Origin of the sequence: Kamptonema sp. PCC 6506 (genome assembly GCF_000180455.1) — a bacterium.
Lineage (GTDB): Bacteria > Cyanobacteriota > Cyanobacteriia > Cyanobacteriales > Microcoleaceae > Kamptonema > Kamptonema formosum.
Genome location: NZ_CACA01000029.1, coordinates 1 through 13,295, shown reverse-complemented (window position 1 = coordinate 13,295; position 13,295 = coordinate 1). Strand labels below are relative to the sequence as shown.

The window sequence follows — 13,295 nt, the reverse complement described above, 5'->3', positions numbered from 1 at the left end:
GATTTTCCCCACTCCTTCGATTAAAAAATCTCATCGTCAATAGTACCGTCATCGCGGGGAGTGAGTTCTGAGGGGGGGCGATCGCTACTCCAAGCCCACCAAGGAGAACCACACTTGCACTCGTAAAATTCCTGCCATTTGCGGCGGTGGTTTTCGGTGTAGACTGGCGATCGCCGATTGATCCAAACCCGTACCGCCTCCGTACAGCTTGCGCCACATTTGGGGCAGGAAAACTCAAAAGCGTGTTTCGCCTTACTTGCCCAGTCGGGGGGGGTTGGCTCGAAAGCTTCCATCATGTCCAAGTTTAAATTAAACTCCTATCATTATCCGGTTTAAGTCGCGATCGGCTGTTGCCAATAAATGAGCTGACCTTAACAAAATCTTGAAGTTGAGATAAATTATGGTTTTCTCTGTTTATTTTACAGCCTTACCTGTACCAAAGCGTTCAATTAGAGTTAATTTCTTTGGTGTGAGATGTCTTCACCCTTCGGGGAAGACTCAAACCAATTTCCCACAGGCCGCCTCTGGGCCCTGACAGCCCTCTTAAGGACTACACTTATGTCTATATACAATCTCGTCTCGTTCCTGGGCATCTTTGGTTTATGCGCGATCGCCTGGGCTTTTTCGGAAAATCGCAAACCCCAGTACATACCCTGGCGCGTCATCATTTGGGGCATTGGCTTACAATTAGCTTTGGGTTTTTTAATCTTTCTGTTCCCGCCAACTCGCACAGCCTTAGAGTGGTTTACGGGTCTGCTAGATGGGGTATTTACTGCTGCTGATACCGGGGCGCGGTTTGTTTTTGGGAGAAATATTGTCCCCGTACCAGGTCAAGATCCGCCAATTAATTTAGGGTATATTTTCGCCTTTCGAGCTTTGCCAACAGTAGTCTTTTTCTCCGGGCTAATGGCTTTGCTTTATAACATCGGTGTTATTCAAATCATCACCGAAGTATTTGCCAAACTGTTTTACAACACTATGCGTTTGAGCGGTGCAGAAGCTCTTAGCGGTGCAGCTAATATTTTTGTGGGCATTGAGGCAGCAATTGTGGTGAAGCCTTATTTGCCACAAATGACTCGCTCTGAACTTTGCGCGATTCTATCTTGCTGTTTTGGGACGGCAGCTTCTTCAACTCTAGCAATTTATGTAAGTTTCCTCAAACCAGTTTTTCCCAATATTTTAGGGCATTTAGTCTCAGCATCAATTATTGCTATTCCCGCTTGTTTTGTCATCTCCAAAATTTTAGTACCGGAGACAGGAACTCCGTTAACAATGGGTGGTATTCCCAAAGAGGAAAAATCCCAAGGTAGAGAGTTTATCGGGGAAGAAATCTCAGAGGAAAATGCCGAATATACCCCCCAAGAAACAGTCGGCGGCGAACCCATTGAGCGAGTCAGTCCATTGGATGCCGCTATTGTGGGCGCTTTGGATGGGGTAAAGATGGCAGTTGCGATCGCGGCCGTTTTGATTTTAATCTTAGGTTTAGTTTCTTTAGTTAACCAAACCTTCGGTGCTTTGGCATCCTTGGAAACTTCACAAAATACTCTCCTACAACCTATCGGTCAAATTTTCAGCGTCATCACGCTACAAAATATCCAAGGAGTTTTATTTTATCCCTTGACGTTGTTAACTGGCGTTCCCTTTGCGGACTCATGGGAAGCCTCTGTAATTATTGGGCGGAGGCTGTTAGAAACTGCCATTCCTCCCTATCAAAGTTTGGCAGAAGCAGCAGCCAAAGGAGAGATTACCCCTCGTACAGTTTTAATCGTCAGTTACGCCCTTTCTGGCTTTGCTCACCTCGCCTCTGTAGGAATTTTTGTCGGCGGTACTATTGCCCTAATTCCCTCCCGTCGTAAAGACATTTCTGAGTTAGGTTGGAAGGCTTTATTTGTCGGTACTCTAGCTACAATGATGATTGCTTGTATCGCTGGAGTATTTGACACTGGCGATGCAAGTATTCTAGGTGAAAATACGGCCCCGGCTGTTGCTCCCCTTACGGCCCCTGCTACCCCAAAATCGACGGTTTCGCCTACTCCTGCGGCTTCTTCAGCACCAGCGATTGCTAGTCCTAGTCCTGCGCCTTCTCCGAAGCCTCCCGCTGGTCAAGCTTCTCCTAAATCTTCTCCTAAACCCGCAATTTCTCCATCTCCTAAAGCGTCGTCATCGCCGAAAGGATAGTACAAAATTAAAGTCGGGCGAATATAATTCGCGGCTACACAAACAAAGTCCGCCTACGCGGACTGTAGAAATTCAACCCGCGCAGGCGGGTTTTGTCTGTGTAGATGCGGTTTCAACCGCCAATAATTTATAAATCTCCAGAGCAAAGATCTGTGACGACACTAACAATGTTATCGTTGATATCATAACCAAAGTATGTAGGAAGTATCCCAATTACCCATTACCAATCACCCAAATAACCCAGTAATACCCCTCGGTGCAGGCAACAAAATCATCACCAATAACCCTAAAGAAACCAATCCCAATAAATCGCGCCAATTATCCAATTCACTAACATCATTAAGTGCTGGTTCATCGTTAAGTGGCATCAAAAATAAAAGCACTGCCCACAGCAAAAGCCCCGGCTCTAACAAAGCAAGCAGCAACATTAAAAATCGTGCAATTTGCCCGATAGCCATGCTAATTTTTTGACCAAACATCGCGTGGACAATGTGGCCTCCGTCCAACTGTCCCACAGGCATTAAATTAAATGCCGTTACCACTAAACCTAAATAACCTGCCACTGCTACCGGATGCAAATTAATAGCATTGTCCGCAGTTAAACTGCTTCCAAGGGTTAATTTGCTTAACAAAGCTAGCAGTAGCGAAAACTGGGGATTGAAAGACTCAAAATTTAATAGCCCCGATCGATCGGATAGAGGAACAACAGTAGAGTTAGCCAAACCCCAAACCATAAATGGTAACGAGATTACTAAACCTGCTAGTGGGCCAGCAATACTGATGTCAAATAAAGCTTTCCGATTCGGTATTGGACTCCGCATCTGGATGAATGCGCCAAAAGTACCTAAGAAAAATGGCACGGGAATAAAATAAGGCAAAGTTGAGCGAATTTTGTAGAACCGAGCAGCCAGATAGTGGCCGGATTCGTGGGTTCCTAATATTAAGAGCAGTGAGATTGCGTAAGGCAATCCTTTGAGCAAGAGAGCAGGATCGGACTGCAAAGATTTCTCGGTAATACCTGCAATTTCTGTGCCAGCAATTGTTGTGGTAAACAGCGTTACTAACAATAAACCCAGAGCTAAAAATGGTCGCGTTAAGCGTTCATTATTGAGAGTATTTTGGGCATTAACTCTTTTAGGATTGGGAACTAAGGCAAAAAATGGTTTACCGCTAAGACTATTTTGAAAGATTACGAGAAAGCGATCGCCAAAATACTTCTCAACATTCTCTCTAATTGTCTGATAGGCCGTCTCTGAATTCGTCCGCAATTGTCCGCGACAAATCACTGATTGGGGGCGAAATTCCAAATGTTGTAGGTAGTAAACTGACCAAGGAAAACAATCTCGGAGGTTAGCTTCTTCTAGTTTGTCAATTGGGCGGAATTTCGGCTTTTTCTCTTCGCTGTCTGGGGTTTGAGGTGCGATCGCAACTTCAGCAGTGGGCGCGGGTATCTCCTTACGTCCCCACTGTACCAACAGCCAGTACAAACAAGGACAAACAACTAAAGGCGCGATCGCTAACTCTACAGGTAGCGGCTTATTGGAACCATGAACTAAAATCCATGTACCCCAAATCAACCCCGGTGTCATCATCACCAACCACAAAACCCATACGGGAGTCCGAGTAATGCGGCTAACACCCCGTTGTAACGAAAAGTATGTAATTAATCCCAGTAGTAGCAACCATAATAGGAATAGCATAATATTTATTCCAGTCAATTAAATGTTTCCTTGACACAACAGAGCTCTACATCCAAACAACCCAGGCCAGTCCTGGAGAACATCTTTGCTTTCCCACCTAACCGGGATACCCTGGGAGCGACAGCCTACTTCATTGTAGAAAACCAAATGAATATTCTGGTTGATAGTCCCGCGTGGGATGAGACAAACCAGGCATTTTTGCGCTCTCTCGGCGGCGTACACTGGCTATTTCTCACTCATCGGGGTGCTATTGGTAAGGCGAAGGAGATTCAGCAAGCAATGAGCTGCAACATCGTTATCCAAGAGCAAGAAGCTTATTTGTTACCGGGTTTAAGTGTAACGCCATTTTCCCAAGAGTGGGCGCTTAGTGACCATTGCCAAGGGATTTGGACACCAGGACACTCTCCGGGATCGTCCTGTCTCTATTATGCTGGTTGTGGCGGCGTGCTGTTTACGGGACGGCATTTGTTACCAAATCAGCAAGGTGCGCCGACACCGTTGCGGACGGCTAAAACTTTTCACTGGCCGCGACAAATACAAAGCGTTAAGTTGCTGATCGATCGCTTTTCGCCCGAAACTCTACAGTATATTTGTCCTGCTGCGAATACGGGACTACTGCGCGGGAAAAGAGCGATCGCGCAAGCTTACGAACAATTAGCGAGTCTGGATTTAGCAGCTTGTTTGCAAGGACAATCAGTATTGTGAGTTCAAGTTATGGAACCAACAGAAAAGCAAAAAATGTTAGCAGGCCAATTATACTTGGCCAGCGATGCGGAATTAATCCGCGATCGCAGGCGAGCTCGCCGCCTTGCCAGAATCTATAACTCTACCACTGAAGAAGAACCAGAAAAACGATTAGAAATTATCCAAGAATTATTCGCCTCAGTCGGCCCAAAAGTTGAGATTGAGCCGCCTTTTTTCTGCGATTACGGTAGTAACATTTATGCTGGCAATGGTTTATATATGAACTTTGGCTGCATAATTCTCGACTGCAATATAGTTAACATTGGCGAAAATTTACTCTGCGGCCCCAACGTACAAATTTACACCGCCTATCATCCTACTGACCCAGAAATTCGTCTCTCTGGTAAAGAACTCGCCGCACCGATTTATATTGGTAATAATGTTTGGATTGGCGGCGGTAGTATCATTTGTCCGGGAGTAACTATTGGCGACAATACCACTATCGGTGCTGGCAGCGTTGTTGTCAAAGATATCCCCGCAAATGTTGTCGCCGCCGGCAATCCTTGCCGAATTATTCGCCATTTAGCTTAATGGCTTCAGGAAATGATACTATCAACCGATAGGTCTAACCTTCTTCCCTTTTCCTTCTTCCTTCTTCCTTCTTCCTTCAACTTATGACTACTGCAACTGTTTATGCCAATGCTCCCGATCTCTGTACTGATGACTATGTGGCACTCGGTTTAGCTACGTGCTTCATCAAAGAAGATAATGAAGTTCACCAAGTCAAAGTTGTCGAAGCTATTCCCTCAGCAGCTTTAGAAGCTATTGTCAAGGGTATTCCTACTTCTTATCAAATGGCTTGCGGCACAACTTTGGGAGCAGTTTTAGACGGCGAAACCCTGCAACTACCAGCAGATTTTCCCGCTGATGCTCAGTTTAGTGATGAGTTTAGCTTTAGAGCGATCGCGGCCGCAAGGACTTACAAAATTCGCCCCCAAGCTCAATCTCATATCCCTGTCGGCACAGTGCGACAAGATTTTAACTACTCTTTAGAGCGCAAGCGCCTACTCAATTCTGCTCGGATTATCAACACAGAAGACAATGTGAAACAGCATTCACACACTCATAAAGTCCTATAGAAATATAGAAATATAGGGCGATCTCTGCCCACCGAAGAGGGTTAATTTAATGCGAAAAATCCTCTAAGTAGGAACAGAAATTAAATAACTACTTCATTTAGGTAAGTTGTTGTGCTTCAACACTTTTAAGAACGCTGAAGCTCAAAAACTTACTTTTTTAACTGTTAACTGTTAATTATATTGTTAATTATATTGTTAATTATTGTCTATCCCAATTACCAATTACCCATTATCAATTACCAATTATCAATTACCAATTACCAAGTTCTTGTACAGACAGGTTTGGCATTATGCTAGGATTGACAGAGTTGGGTGGAAAGAAATAAAAATTACAAAATATGAAGCAAAACAAAGTCCTTGCTAAACCTATGATAAATAGGTTTCCGCGTGAGGAAATTTGTCAGATATTTGGGGAGACTTACGACCCCAATCGCTGGAATAACTGGCACTGGCAAATGCGACATCGGTTGAGTAAGCTGGAACACTTTCAAGGTTTGCTAAAGCTCACTGCCGCCGAACAACGAGGACTTTCGATCGCCCCAGAAAAGTTTGCTGTAGCTGTGACACCGCACTTTGCGTCCCTGCTTGACCCGGAAGATCCCCTTTGCCCGCTGCGGTTGCAGGTGGTTCCAAAAGAGGAAGAACTGACAATCGATCGCGCAGATATGGTAGACCCATGCAGCGAAGACGAGGATAGCCCAGTACCCGGACTGGTACATCGTTATCCCGATCGGGTGTTACTGCTTGCCCTAGACACTTGCGCCGCCTACTGTCGTTATTGCACGCGATCGCGTTTAGTCAGCCAAGGCGAAATGTACCCAGTGACGCGGCGGATAGATGCCATTATCGCCTACCTAGAGGAACATACCGAAGTGCGCGACGTGCTAATTTCTGGTGGCGATCCCCTGTTGATGTCTGATGAGCCTTTAGACAACTTACTTAGGCGCTTACGTGCCATTCCTCACATTGAATTTGTGCGTATCGGTTCCCGCGTACCGAGTTTCTTACCCCAGCGAATTACACCTGAACTCGTTGCCGTGCTTCGCAAGCATCGCGTGTGGCTGTCTTTACACTTCTGTCACCTGCGGGAACTGACCCCGGAAGTAGCACAAGCCTGCGATTTACTGGCTGATGGTGGCATTCCTTTAGGCAGTCAGACTGTACTGCTCAAAGGTGTTAACGACTCCGAACAGGCGCTCAAGGATCTGTTTCACGGTTTGCTCAAACTGCGCGTGCGACCTTACTATCTTTACCAATGCGATCCAGTTATCGGTACTGCCCATTTGCGGACAAGCGTGCAAACAGGTATCGATCTAATATCCAAACTGCGCGGTCATACCACTGGGTACGCCGTACCCACCTATGTAATTGATGCTCCTGGTGGTGGTGGCAAAGTGCCAATTCAAGCTGACACCCTAATTGCTTACGAGAACGGCAAAACTACTGTGCGTAATTGGGAAGGCAAGACGTATACTTATTTAGATCCCGTGTAGCAATGAGTATTACTAAATAACTTGCTTTAATCTTCACTACAGAGGTTGCCAGATTGAAAGATTTTTCTAAAAAAGAAATTCACTGCTACTATAAATAGATGAGTAAAGTCAGCGCATTTAACGAGTGGGACTCCCTCGAAGAAATTATTGTGGGACGTGCAACGAATGCACGCATTGCCTGCCCCGACCCAGGGCTATTTGCTGTTGAATACCTAGAAGAATATCCCAGCATTCAGGACATTCCCTCTGGCCCCTATGACCATCAAGTAATTGAAGAAACTGAAGAAGACCTAGAGGAACTTGTACAAACACTTCAAAATCTGGGTGTTACCGTCCGGCGACCAGACATCGCCGATCATTCTGTCAAGTTTGCTACTCCTGATTGGGAATCAGATGGTCAATCAAACTATTGTCCGAGAGACCTTTTGGTGACAGTGGGGAATTGGATTATTGAAGCTCCGATGGCACTCCGTTGCCGTTTTTTTGAAGCGCGGTCTTACAAAACTATTCTCATAGATTATTTGCAAAGTGGAGCTAAATGGATTTCCGCTCCCAAACCGAGGCTAAGTGATGAAATTTACAATGTTTGCGATGCGAGTGCTTTGGCAATCAAAGACTATGAGCCGATATTTGATGCTGCAAACATATTGCGTTTAGGGCGAGATATTTTCTACCTGATCTCAGGCACAGGAAATCAATGCGGGGCGTTATGGCTTCAAACTGTTTTGGGTGAAGATTATAGAATACATACTTATGATAATATTTACTCTGGAACTCATGTAGACACGACAATTGTACCTATTCACCCTGGTTTGGTTGTAGTTAACGCCGAACGAGTCAGTCAACACAATCTACCAGAGTTATTCAAAGGGTGGGATGTCATCTATCTAGAGGATATTGTTGATATTGGTTGTGATACAAGTACCTGTCTTGCCACGAAGTGGATTGGGATGAACCTCCTGATGGTGAATCCTAATCTCGCCATTGTTGACAAAGCTCAAACTCCGCTGATCGGGGAACTTGAGAAGCGTGGTGTTGATGTTATACCATTGCAACTAAGACACGCGAGAACATTAGGAGGAGGGTTTCACTGTGTGACGCTTGATGTGCGACGCACAGGTTCTCTGGAAGACTATTATGTTTAGCACAATAACTTAATCCGATCGTCACTATTCTTGGAAAAATTTAAAAATAGAAAATTGGACAGTATGGGGCTTTTTATTGGTTTGTGTTATGACATCAAGGAAGAGTATCTTCAGATCGGTTTGAGCGCCACCGATGTCATGGATTTCGAGGATGAAGAAACCATCATCGGGCTAGAAAATACACTCTGCGGTTTGGGTCACAAAGTTGAACGCATCGGCAATGGTAGAGAACTTGCTCTTAGGTTAGTAAAGGGCGATCGCTGGGATTTGATCTTCAACATCGCCGAAGGACTCAAAGGTCGCTCTCGCGAGGCCCAAGTCCCAGCAGTCTGCGAATTATTCGCTCAACCATATACCTTTTCCGACCCGCTTACTTGCGCCCTTACCCTTGATAAGGCGATGACTAAGCGCGTAGTTCGGGATTTCGGTTTGCCTACAGCACCCTTTGAAGTGGTGAGTACATCCGAACAAGCGATCGCAATATCCCTTCCCATGCCTTTATTCCTAAAACCGATCGCAGAAGGAAGTTCTAAAGGGATAACAGAAAAATCCCTAGTCAAAGAAAGCCAAGATTTAGTTGCAGTATATCAAGCGCTACAGGAAGAATTCCAGCAACCCGTTCTGGTAGAAACTTTCCTTCCCGGTAAGGAAATCGCGGTAGGTATTGTCGGTAACGGTAATCAAGCTAGAGTAATCGCCGTGATGGAAATAATTTTTACCAAAAAAGCAGAAATCGCCGCCTACACAGCCCTAAATAAAGATAAATATCTCGAGCGAGTATCCTATAGGTTACTGACAGACCCCGAACCTTTAGCCGCACAAGCAAGACAATTAGCTTTGGATGTTTACCACAGTCTGGGTTGTCTCGATGCCGCCCGCGTAGAACTACGCGGCGATGTGACTGGTGAATTGCAGTTTTTAGAGGTGAACCCATTGTCAGGGATACACCCTATTAACTCAGACCTAGTTATTATGGCACGTCTGGCTGGAATAGAATATGCACAACTAATTGGTGAAATTGTTGAATCAGCATGGCAAAGATATAAAGGCTAAAGCGATTTATTTCTTTAAAGAAGCCTATCGCCTTCTTAAAAAAGGAGGTGTTTTTACTTACTTTTGTAGTAGAGGAGTAGAATCTCTTTCAGACACAGATCGTCAATTATTAAGAGAAACAGGATTTTTAAATATGGGAGGTACGGTTTGTTCAGTAAATCCGCCTGCAAGTTGTTTGTACTGGCATGAAAAAACTATGTTTGCACCGATTATCATCAAATAAAACCATCTAGTTACCAAAATAACATCTCATTTACTGACGGGTTTCTTCCCTAGCCAGAGTCAAGTTTTGAGATTCTTCTAGAGCCTTTAAGGAGACATCAACATCCTCAATATCGCTAACAAATGTCTTAGGCAACTGTACCCCCAGCGTCACCATTCTGATAGCTTCAAACAACAGCAAAGACAGCCACAAAATATGGTTACTCTCAAAGTTAATAGCAGCTACATCCGCAGGTAAAAATCCCAGTACAAGAGCAACTAAGCTAACATTGCGGAGGGTATGCCCTTGGGCCAAACCTAAGAAATACCCATCTAGCATAAAGTTTATTGAACTGAATACGAGAACGAGTAGCAACCAGGGAACAAAAATATCAATGTTTTCAGTAACTTCGGTGTGATTCGTCAACAACCCAAAAACAGTATTGGGAAATAGCCAACAAGCTCCGCCGAAAGCAATTCCTACCAGCAAAGCACTTCCCAGAGAAAATCGAGCCAGAGGTACTAACTGTTGTGAAAATCCTTTCCCTTTAAAATTTCCCACTAGAGTTTCCGTACCGAATCCCAATCCTTCAACAAAATAGATACTGAAATTGCATATCTGTAAAAGCAAGGCATTTTGAGCGTAGATAATCGTCCCCATCTGTGCTCCCTGATAGTTAAAAGTTAAAGAGGTAAAGATAAAAATTAAATTGCTGACAAAAATGTTTCCATTTAGGGTTAAAGTAGATCGTATCGCTGAGGGACACCAAATTTTTCCAGCTACCTCTCGTACCTCTTGCCAGTGGATTTCTTTGCACAAAAAAATCAATCCCACGAATAGGCATAGATATTGGCTGATAGCATAGGAAACTCCAGCCCCCGTACTTTCCCAACCCCACCGGATAATCAAGAGGTAGTCGAGTGCAATTTTGGCAGCATTGCCAACGACAGACACCACCACAACTAAACTATTTTTTTCTTGTCCTAAAAACCAACCAATTAAGACAAAATTGAGCAAAATGGCGGGTGCTCCCCAAATTTGGGTATTGAAATAGGCTAGACCTGAAGCTTTAACTTCTGGTGCGACATCTAGGAAGGCAAACCCTAATTCTCCTAAAGGGTACTGCAATAGTGCGATCGCGATACCAAGTACCAGAGCAATTAAACCATTACGCAGTCCGACTAACAGCACGCCTTCTCGGTCATTTCGTCCCACCGCTTGAGCTGTTACGCCAGTAGTACCCATGCGTAAAAACAGAAAAATCTCGTAAAGAAAATTAAGCAGGTTTCCAGCTAAGGCAACTCCTGCTAAGTGTTCGATTCCTTCCAGATGACCTAAGAAGATGACGCTGACTAAATTTGCCAGTGGCACCATAATATTTGATAGGACGTTGGCTAGAGCGAGTCGGAAGTAGCGAGGTACGAAGTCATACTGGCTATTGAGCATCAGGTTCATAGATAAATCCGCTTGTTACCAAAATCTCTACCAAAGAGCGTTAGATTTTCATATTAGTTTACATGATTTTTAAGAGGAAGGCTGCCCATGTGTTATCTTCAGATGTGCTGCTCGGTATGTGGTGGAAACGCAGTTTTATTAACACTTGTTCTTGTGTAATTATATTACCTCAGCAACTCATATTTAAGCTAAACTAAAGTTGTTGGCTAAAAATTGAAAGATTGATTTAAAGGAGCGAAATACCATGCTAAAACTTTATGGAGGAGCCCGCAGTCGGGCCTCGATCGTTCAGTGGTACTTAGAGGAAATAGAAATACCTTATGAGTTTGTGTTGCTAGATATGAAAGCAGGAGCTCATTTACAGCCAGAGTTTTTGGCAATTAACCCTTTTGGGAAAGTTCCTGCGATCGCAGATGGAGATTTTAAACTTTGGGAATCGGGCGCGATTCTGCTATACCTAGCTCACAAATATGGTAAAATGCCTGCATCTTTGGAGAGGCAAGCTGAAGTTGGGCAGTGGGTATTATTTGGCAATGCAACTTTGGGGCCAGGGATTTTGCTAGAAGCGAATCGCGATCGCGAAACCTCTCGTTTATTAACCCCACTCAATCAAATCTTAGAGCAGCAACCGTTCTTAATGGGAGATGAATTCAGCGTCGTAGATGTAGCCGTCGGTTCAATTTTGGCTTACATTCCGATGGTAATGCAATTCGACTTTACCCCTTATCCCGCAGTTTTCGACTACATCAAGCGTATATCAGAGCGACCGGCATTTCAAAAAGCGATCGGCGGGGGCAAATAACTGATAACAGTTAACTGATAACGGTTAACCATTAACCGTTAACCGTTAACCGTTATCAGTTAACGATTTGACCTCAGAATCGAATTATCTGAAACCAACCGCAGCCTGCCACACAAAAGCCAGCAGCAAGAAAAACACAGGAATCACGGGCAAAACGTCAACCAAGGGGTTAAAGATTGAGTAAGCTTCGGGCAGCTTTGCCAATAGCAGTGCAGCTTCCATGAATGAATCTACCTCTCCAACACAATTTTAATAATTGTCGTACATCTTAACATGAGGCGTTCGCAGAGGATCTGGTACTTGGTGCAAGCCAATGAGCAAATTCTTCGGTAAAGCGATCGCTCAGAATCGCCTCCCTGATCCGCACAGTAAAGCGAATTAACTCCGTAACGTTGTGAATCGACAGCAGAGTATGACCTAGAGCTTCGTGAGCCCGGACTAAGTGACTTAAATAAGCACGGCTAAAAGTTTGGCAAGTATAGCAGGGGCAATTTTTATCAACAGGGCCGTAATCTTCTCGAAACTGAGCATTTTTGAGATTCCAGCGTTCCCCTCCTACCAAAACCGCCCCGTGACGCGCCAAGCGAGTAGGAATCACGCAGTCAAACAAATCTACACCAGCCGCGATCGCCACTGCCATCTCCCGGTAAGTGCCAATTCCCATCAAATAGCGAGGTTTTTCTGGAGGTAAAAGCGGTGCAGTCACCTTTACAATATCTTCGATCATTTCCCCAGGTTCACCCACACTCACCCCGCCGATCGCATAACCAGGTAAATCCAAATCTACCAACTGATTAGCCGCGCGCGATCGCAAATCTGGATAAACCCCACCTTGAACAATACCAAACAAAGCCTGATCCGATCTTTGGTGACTAGCAATACACCGTTTCAGCCACCGGTAAGTGCGATCCGTCGCCGCCGCCACATCTTCCCGTGACGCGGGATAAGGCGGGCACTCATCAAAAGCCATAATCACATCCGCACCCAAATCATTTTGAATTTGGATCGAAAGTTCCGGTGTCATGTGGATCATCATCCCATCGCGGGGAGAGCGAAACTTCACCCCATCCTCCCCAATCGTGCGAATCTCACTCAAACTGAATACCTGAAATCCACCAGAATCCGTCAAAATTGGGCCTTTCCAAGCCATAAACTTGTGCAATCCGCCAGCACCGGCAACAATTCCCTCCCCCGGTTGCAGGTGCAAATGGTAAGTATTCGCCAATACCATCTGAGCACCCGCCGCCTCTAGATGTGCAGGTGTGAGAGTTTTGACATTAGCCAGCGTCCCCACTGGCATAAATCTAGGTGTTTCTACCGAACCGTGGGGAGTTGTAAAAATACCTGCACGCGCTTGTGTTTGGCTACATTTAGCCTGAGATTGAAAAGAAAAATTATCCGGCATCAGGCATGAGGTAATGGGAGTTTTGGGAGATTGTGTCAG

Annotated in this window: 14 protein-coding genes; 9 read left to right on the top strand and 5 right to left on the bottom strand. The window is 44.9% G+C overall.

Annotated features, from left to right (window positions below):
• Positions 1-20: 20 nt before the first annotated feature.
• Positions 21-293, bottom strand: a complete 273-nt coding sequence (locus OSCI_RS01650) for a hypothetical protein (RefSeq protein ID WP_019487815.1) — start codon at positions 291-293, stop codon at positions 21-23.
• 265 nt (positions 294-558) lie between these two features.
• Between OSCI_RS01650 and OSCI_RS01645 the strand changes: the two genes are divergently transcribed.
• On the top strand, positions 559-2,178 hold the full coding sequence (locus tag OSCI_RS01645) for a NupC/NupG family nucleoside CNT transporter (protein WP_019487816.1): 1,620 nt from the start codon (positions 559-561) through the stop codon (positions 2,176-2,178).
• Between the two features lie 227 nt (positions 2,179-2,405).
• Here the strand turns inward: OSCI_RS01645 and OSCI_RS01640 are convergent, their stop codons facing one another.
• Positions 2,406-3,878 carry a site-2 protease family protein gene (locus OSCI_RS01640; protein WP_007353103.1) on the bottom strand — a complete coding sequence of 491 codons (1,473 nt, stop codon included), beginning with the start codon at positions 3,876-3,878 and terminating at the stop codon, positions 2,406-2,408.
• Positions 3,879-3,908: 30 nt separating this feature from the next.
• On the opposite strand from OSCI_RS01640, the gene OSCI_RS01635 reads away from it, so the two are divergent.
• From OSCI_RS01635 to OSCI_RS01605, 7 genes are all read left to right on the top strand, one after another.
• The gene (locus OSCI_RS01635) at positions 3,909-4,583 is read left to right on the top strand and encodes a hypothetical protein (protein ID WP_019487817.1); all 675 of its coding nucleotides are present in this window, start codon (positions 3,909-3,911) and stop codon (positions 4,581-4,583) included.
• A gap of 9 nt (positions 4,584-4,592) precedes the next feature.
• Positions 4,593-5,153 carry a sugar O-acetyltransferase gene (locus OSCI_RS01630; RefSeq protein WP_007353101.1) on the top strand — a complete coding sequence of 187 codons (561 nt, stop codon included), beginning with the start codon at positions 4,593-4,595 and terminating at the stop codon, positions 5,151-5,153.
• A gap of 83 nt (positions 5,154-5,236) precedes the next feature.
• On the top strand, positions 5,237-5,701 hold the full coding sequence (locus OSCI_RS01625) for a hypothetical protein (RefSeq protein ID WP_007353100.1): 465 nt from the start codon (positions 5,237-5,239) through the stop codon (positions 5,699-5,701).
• Between the two features lie 338 nt (positions 5,702-6,039).
• Entirely contained in the window at positions 6,040-7,194 is a 1,155-nt protein-coding gene (locus OSCI_RS01620; RefSeq protein ID WP_007353099.1) for a KamA family radical SAM protein, read from the top strand.
• A 98-nt stretch (positions 7,195-7,292) separates the two neighbouring features.
• Positions 7,293-8,339: a hypothetical protein gene (locus tag OSCI_RS01615; protein WP_007353098.1), complete on the top strand. Its 1,047-nt coding sequence runs from the start codon at positions 7,293-7,295 to the stop codon at positions 8,337-8,339.
• A 63-nt stretch (positions 8,340-8,402) separates the two neighbouring features.
• The gene (locus tag OSCI_RS01610) at positions 8,403-9,392 is read left to right on the top strand and encodes a D-alanine--D-alanine ligase family protein (protein ID WP_007353097.1); all 990 of its coding nucleotides are present in this window, start codon (positions 8,403-8,405) and stop codon (positions 9,390-9,392) included.
• Positions 9,352-9,615: a hypothetical protein gene (locus tag OSCI_RS01605; RefSeq protein WP_407635890.1), complete on the top strand. Its 264-nt coding sequence runs from the start codon at positions 9,352-9,354 to the stop codon at positions 9,613-9,615. Before OSCI_RS01610 ends, OSCI_RS01605 begins: the two co-directional genes overlap by 41 nt.
• A gap of 30 nt (positions 9,616-9,645) precedes the next feature.
• On the opposite strand, the gene gntT is transcribed toward OSCI_RS01605, so the two are convergent.
• Positions 9,646-11,049 (bottom strand): guanitoxin biosynthesis MATE family efflux transporter GntT, encoded by a 1,404-nt coding sequence (gene gntT / locus OSCI_RS01600; RefSeq protein ID WP_007353095.1) that lies wholly within the window; start codon positions 11,047-11,049, stop codon positions 9,646-9,648.
• Positions 11,050-11,293: 244 nt separating this feature from the next.
• Here gntT and OSCI_RS01595 point away from each other — a divergent pair, with 244 nt between their 5' ends.
• On the top strand, positions 11,294-11,851 hold the full coding sequence (locus tag OSCI_RS01595; protein ID WP_007353094.1) for a glutathione S-transferase family protein: 558 nt from the start codon (positions 11,294-11,296) through the stop codon (positions 11,849-11,851).
• 84 nt (positions 11,852-11,935) lie between these two features.
• On the opposite strand, the gene OSCI_RS28120 is transcribed toward OSCI_RS01595, so the two are convergent.
• Positions 11,936-12,073 (bottom strand): photosystem II reaction center protein K, encoded by a 138-nt coding sequence (locus tag OSCI_RS28120; protein WP_007353093.1) that lies wholly within the window; start codon positions 12,071-12,073, stop codon positions 11,936-11,938.
• 46 nt (positions 12,074-12,119) lie between these two features.
• Positions 12,120-13,256 (bottom strand): tRNA guanosine(34) transglycosylase Tgt, encoded by a 1,137-nt coding sequence (gene tgt / locus OSCI_RS01590; RefSeq protein ID WP_007353092.1) that lies wholly within the window; start codon positions 13,254-13,256, stop codon positions 12,120-12,122.
• Positions 13,257-13,295 lie beyond the last annotated feature (39 nt).

Excerpts from the sequence above, each read along its gene's own strand:
- OSCI_RS01650 (WP_019487815.1), bottom strand. The coding sequence starts at position 293 with ATGGAAGCTTTCGAGCCAACCCCCCCCGACTGGGCAAGTAAGGCGAAA.
- OSCI_RS01645 (WP_019487816.1), top strand. The coding sequence starts at position 559 with ATGTCTATATACAATCTCGTCTCGTTCCTGGGCATCTTTGGTTTATGC.
- OSCI_RS01640 (WP_007353103.1), bottom strand. The coding sequence starts at position 3,878 with ATGCTATTCCTATTATGGTTGCTACTACTGGGATTAATTACATACTTT.
- OSCI_RS01630 (WP_007353101.1), top strand. The coding sequence starts at position 4,593 with ATGGAACCAACAGAAAAGCAAAAAATGTTAGCAGGCCAATTATACTTG.
- OSCI_RS01625 (WP_007353100.1), top strand. The coding sequence starts at position 5,237 with ATGACTACTGCAACTGTTTATGCCAATGCTCCCGATCTCTGTACTGAT.
- OSCI_RS01620 (WP_007353099.1), top strand. The coding sequence starts at position 6,040 with ATGAAGCAAAACAAAGTCCTTGCTAAACCTATGATAAATAGGTTTCCG.
- OSCI_RS01615 (WP_007353098.1), top strand. The coding sequence starts at position 7,293 with ATGAGTAAAGTCAGCGCATTTAACGAGTGGGACTCCCTCGAAGAAATT.
- OSCI_RS01610 (WP_007353097.1), top strand. The coding sequence starts at position 8,403 with ATGGGGCTTTTTATTGGTTTGTGTTATGACATCAAGGAAGAGTATCTT.
- gntT (WP_007353095.1), bottom strand. The coding sequence starts at position 11,049 with ATGAACCTGATGCTCAATAGCCAGTATGACTTCGTACCTCGCTACTTC.
- OSCI_RS01595 (WP_007353094.1), top strand. The coding sequence starts at position 11,294 with ATGCTAAAACTTTATGGAGGAGCCCGCAGTCGGGCCTCGATCGTTCAG.
- OSCI_RS28120 (WP_007353093.1), bottom strand. The coding sequence starts at position 12,073 with ATGGAAGCTGCACTGCTATTGGCAAAGCTGCCCGAAGCTTACTCAATC.
- tgt (WP_007353092.1), bottom strand. The coding sequence starts at position 13,256 with ATGCCGGATAATTTTTCTTTTCAATCTCAGGCTAAATGTAGCCAAACA.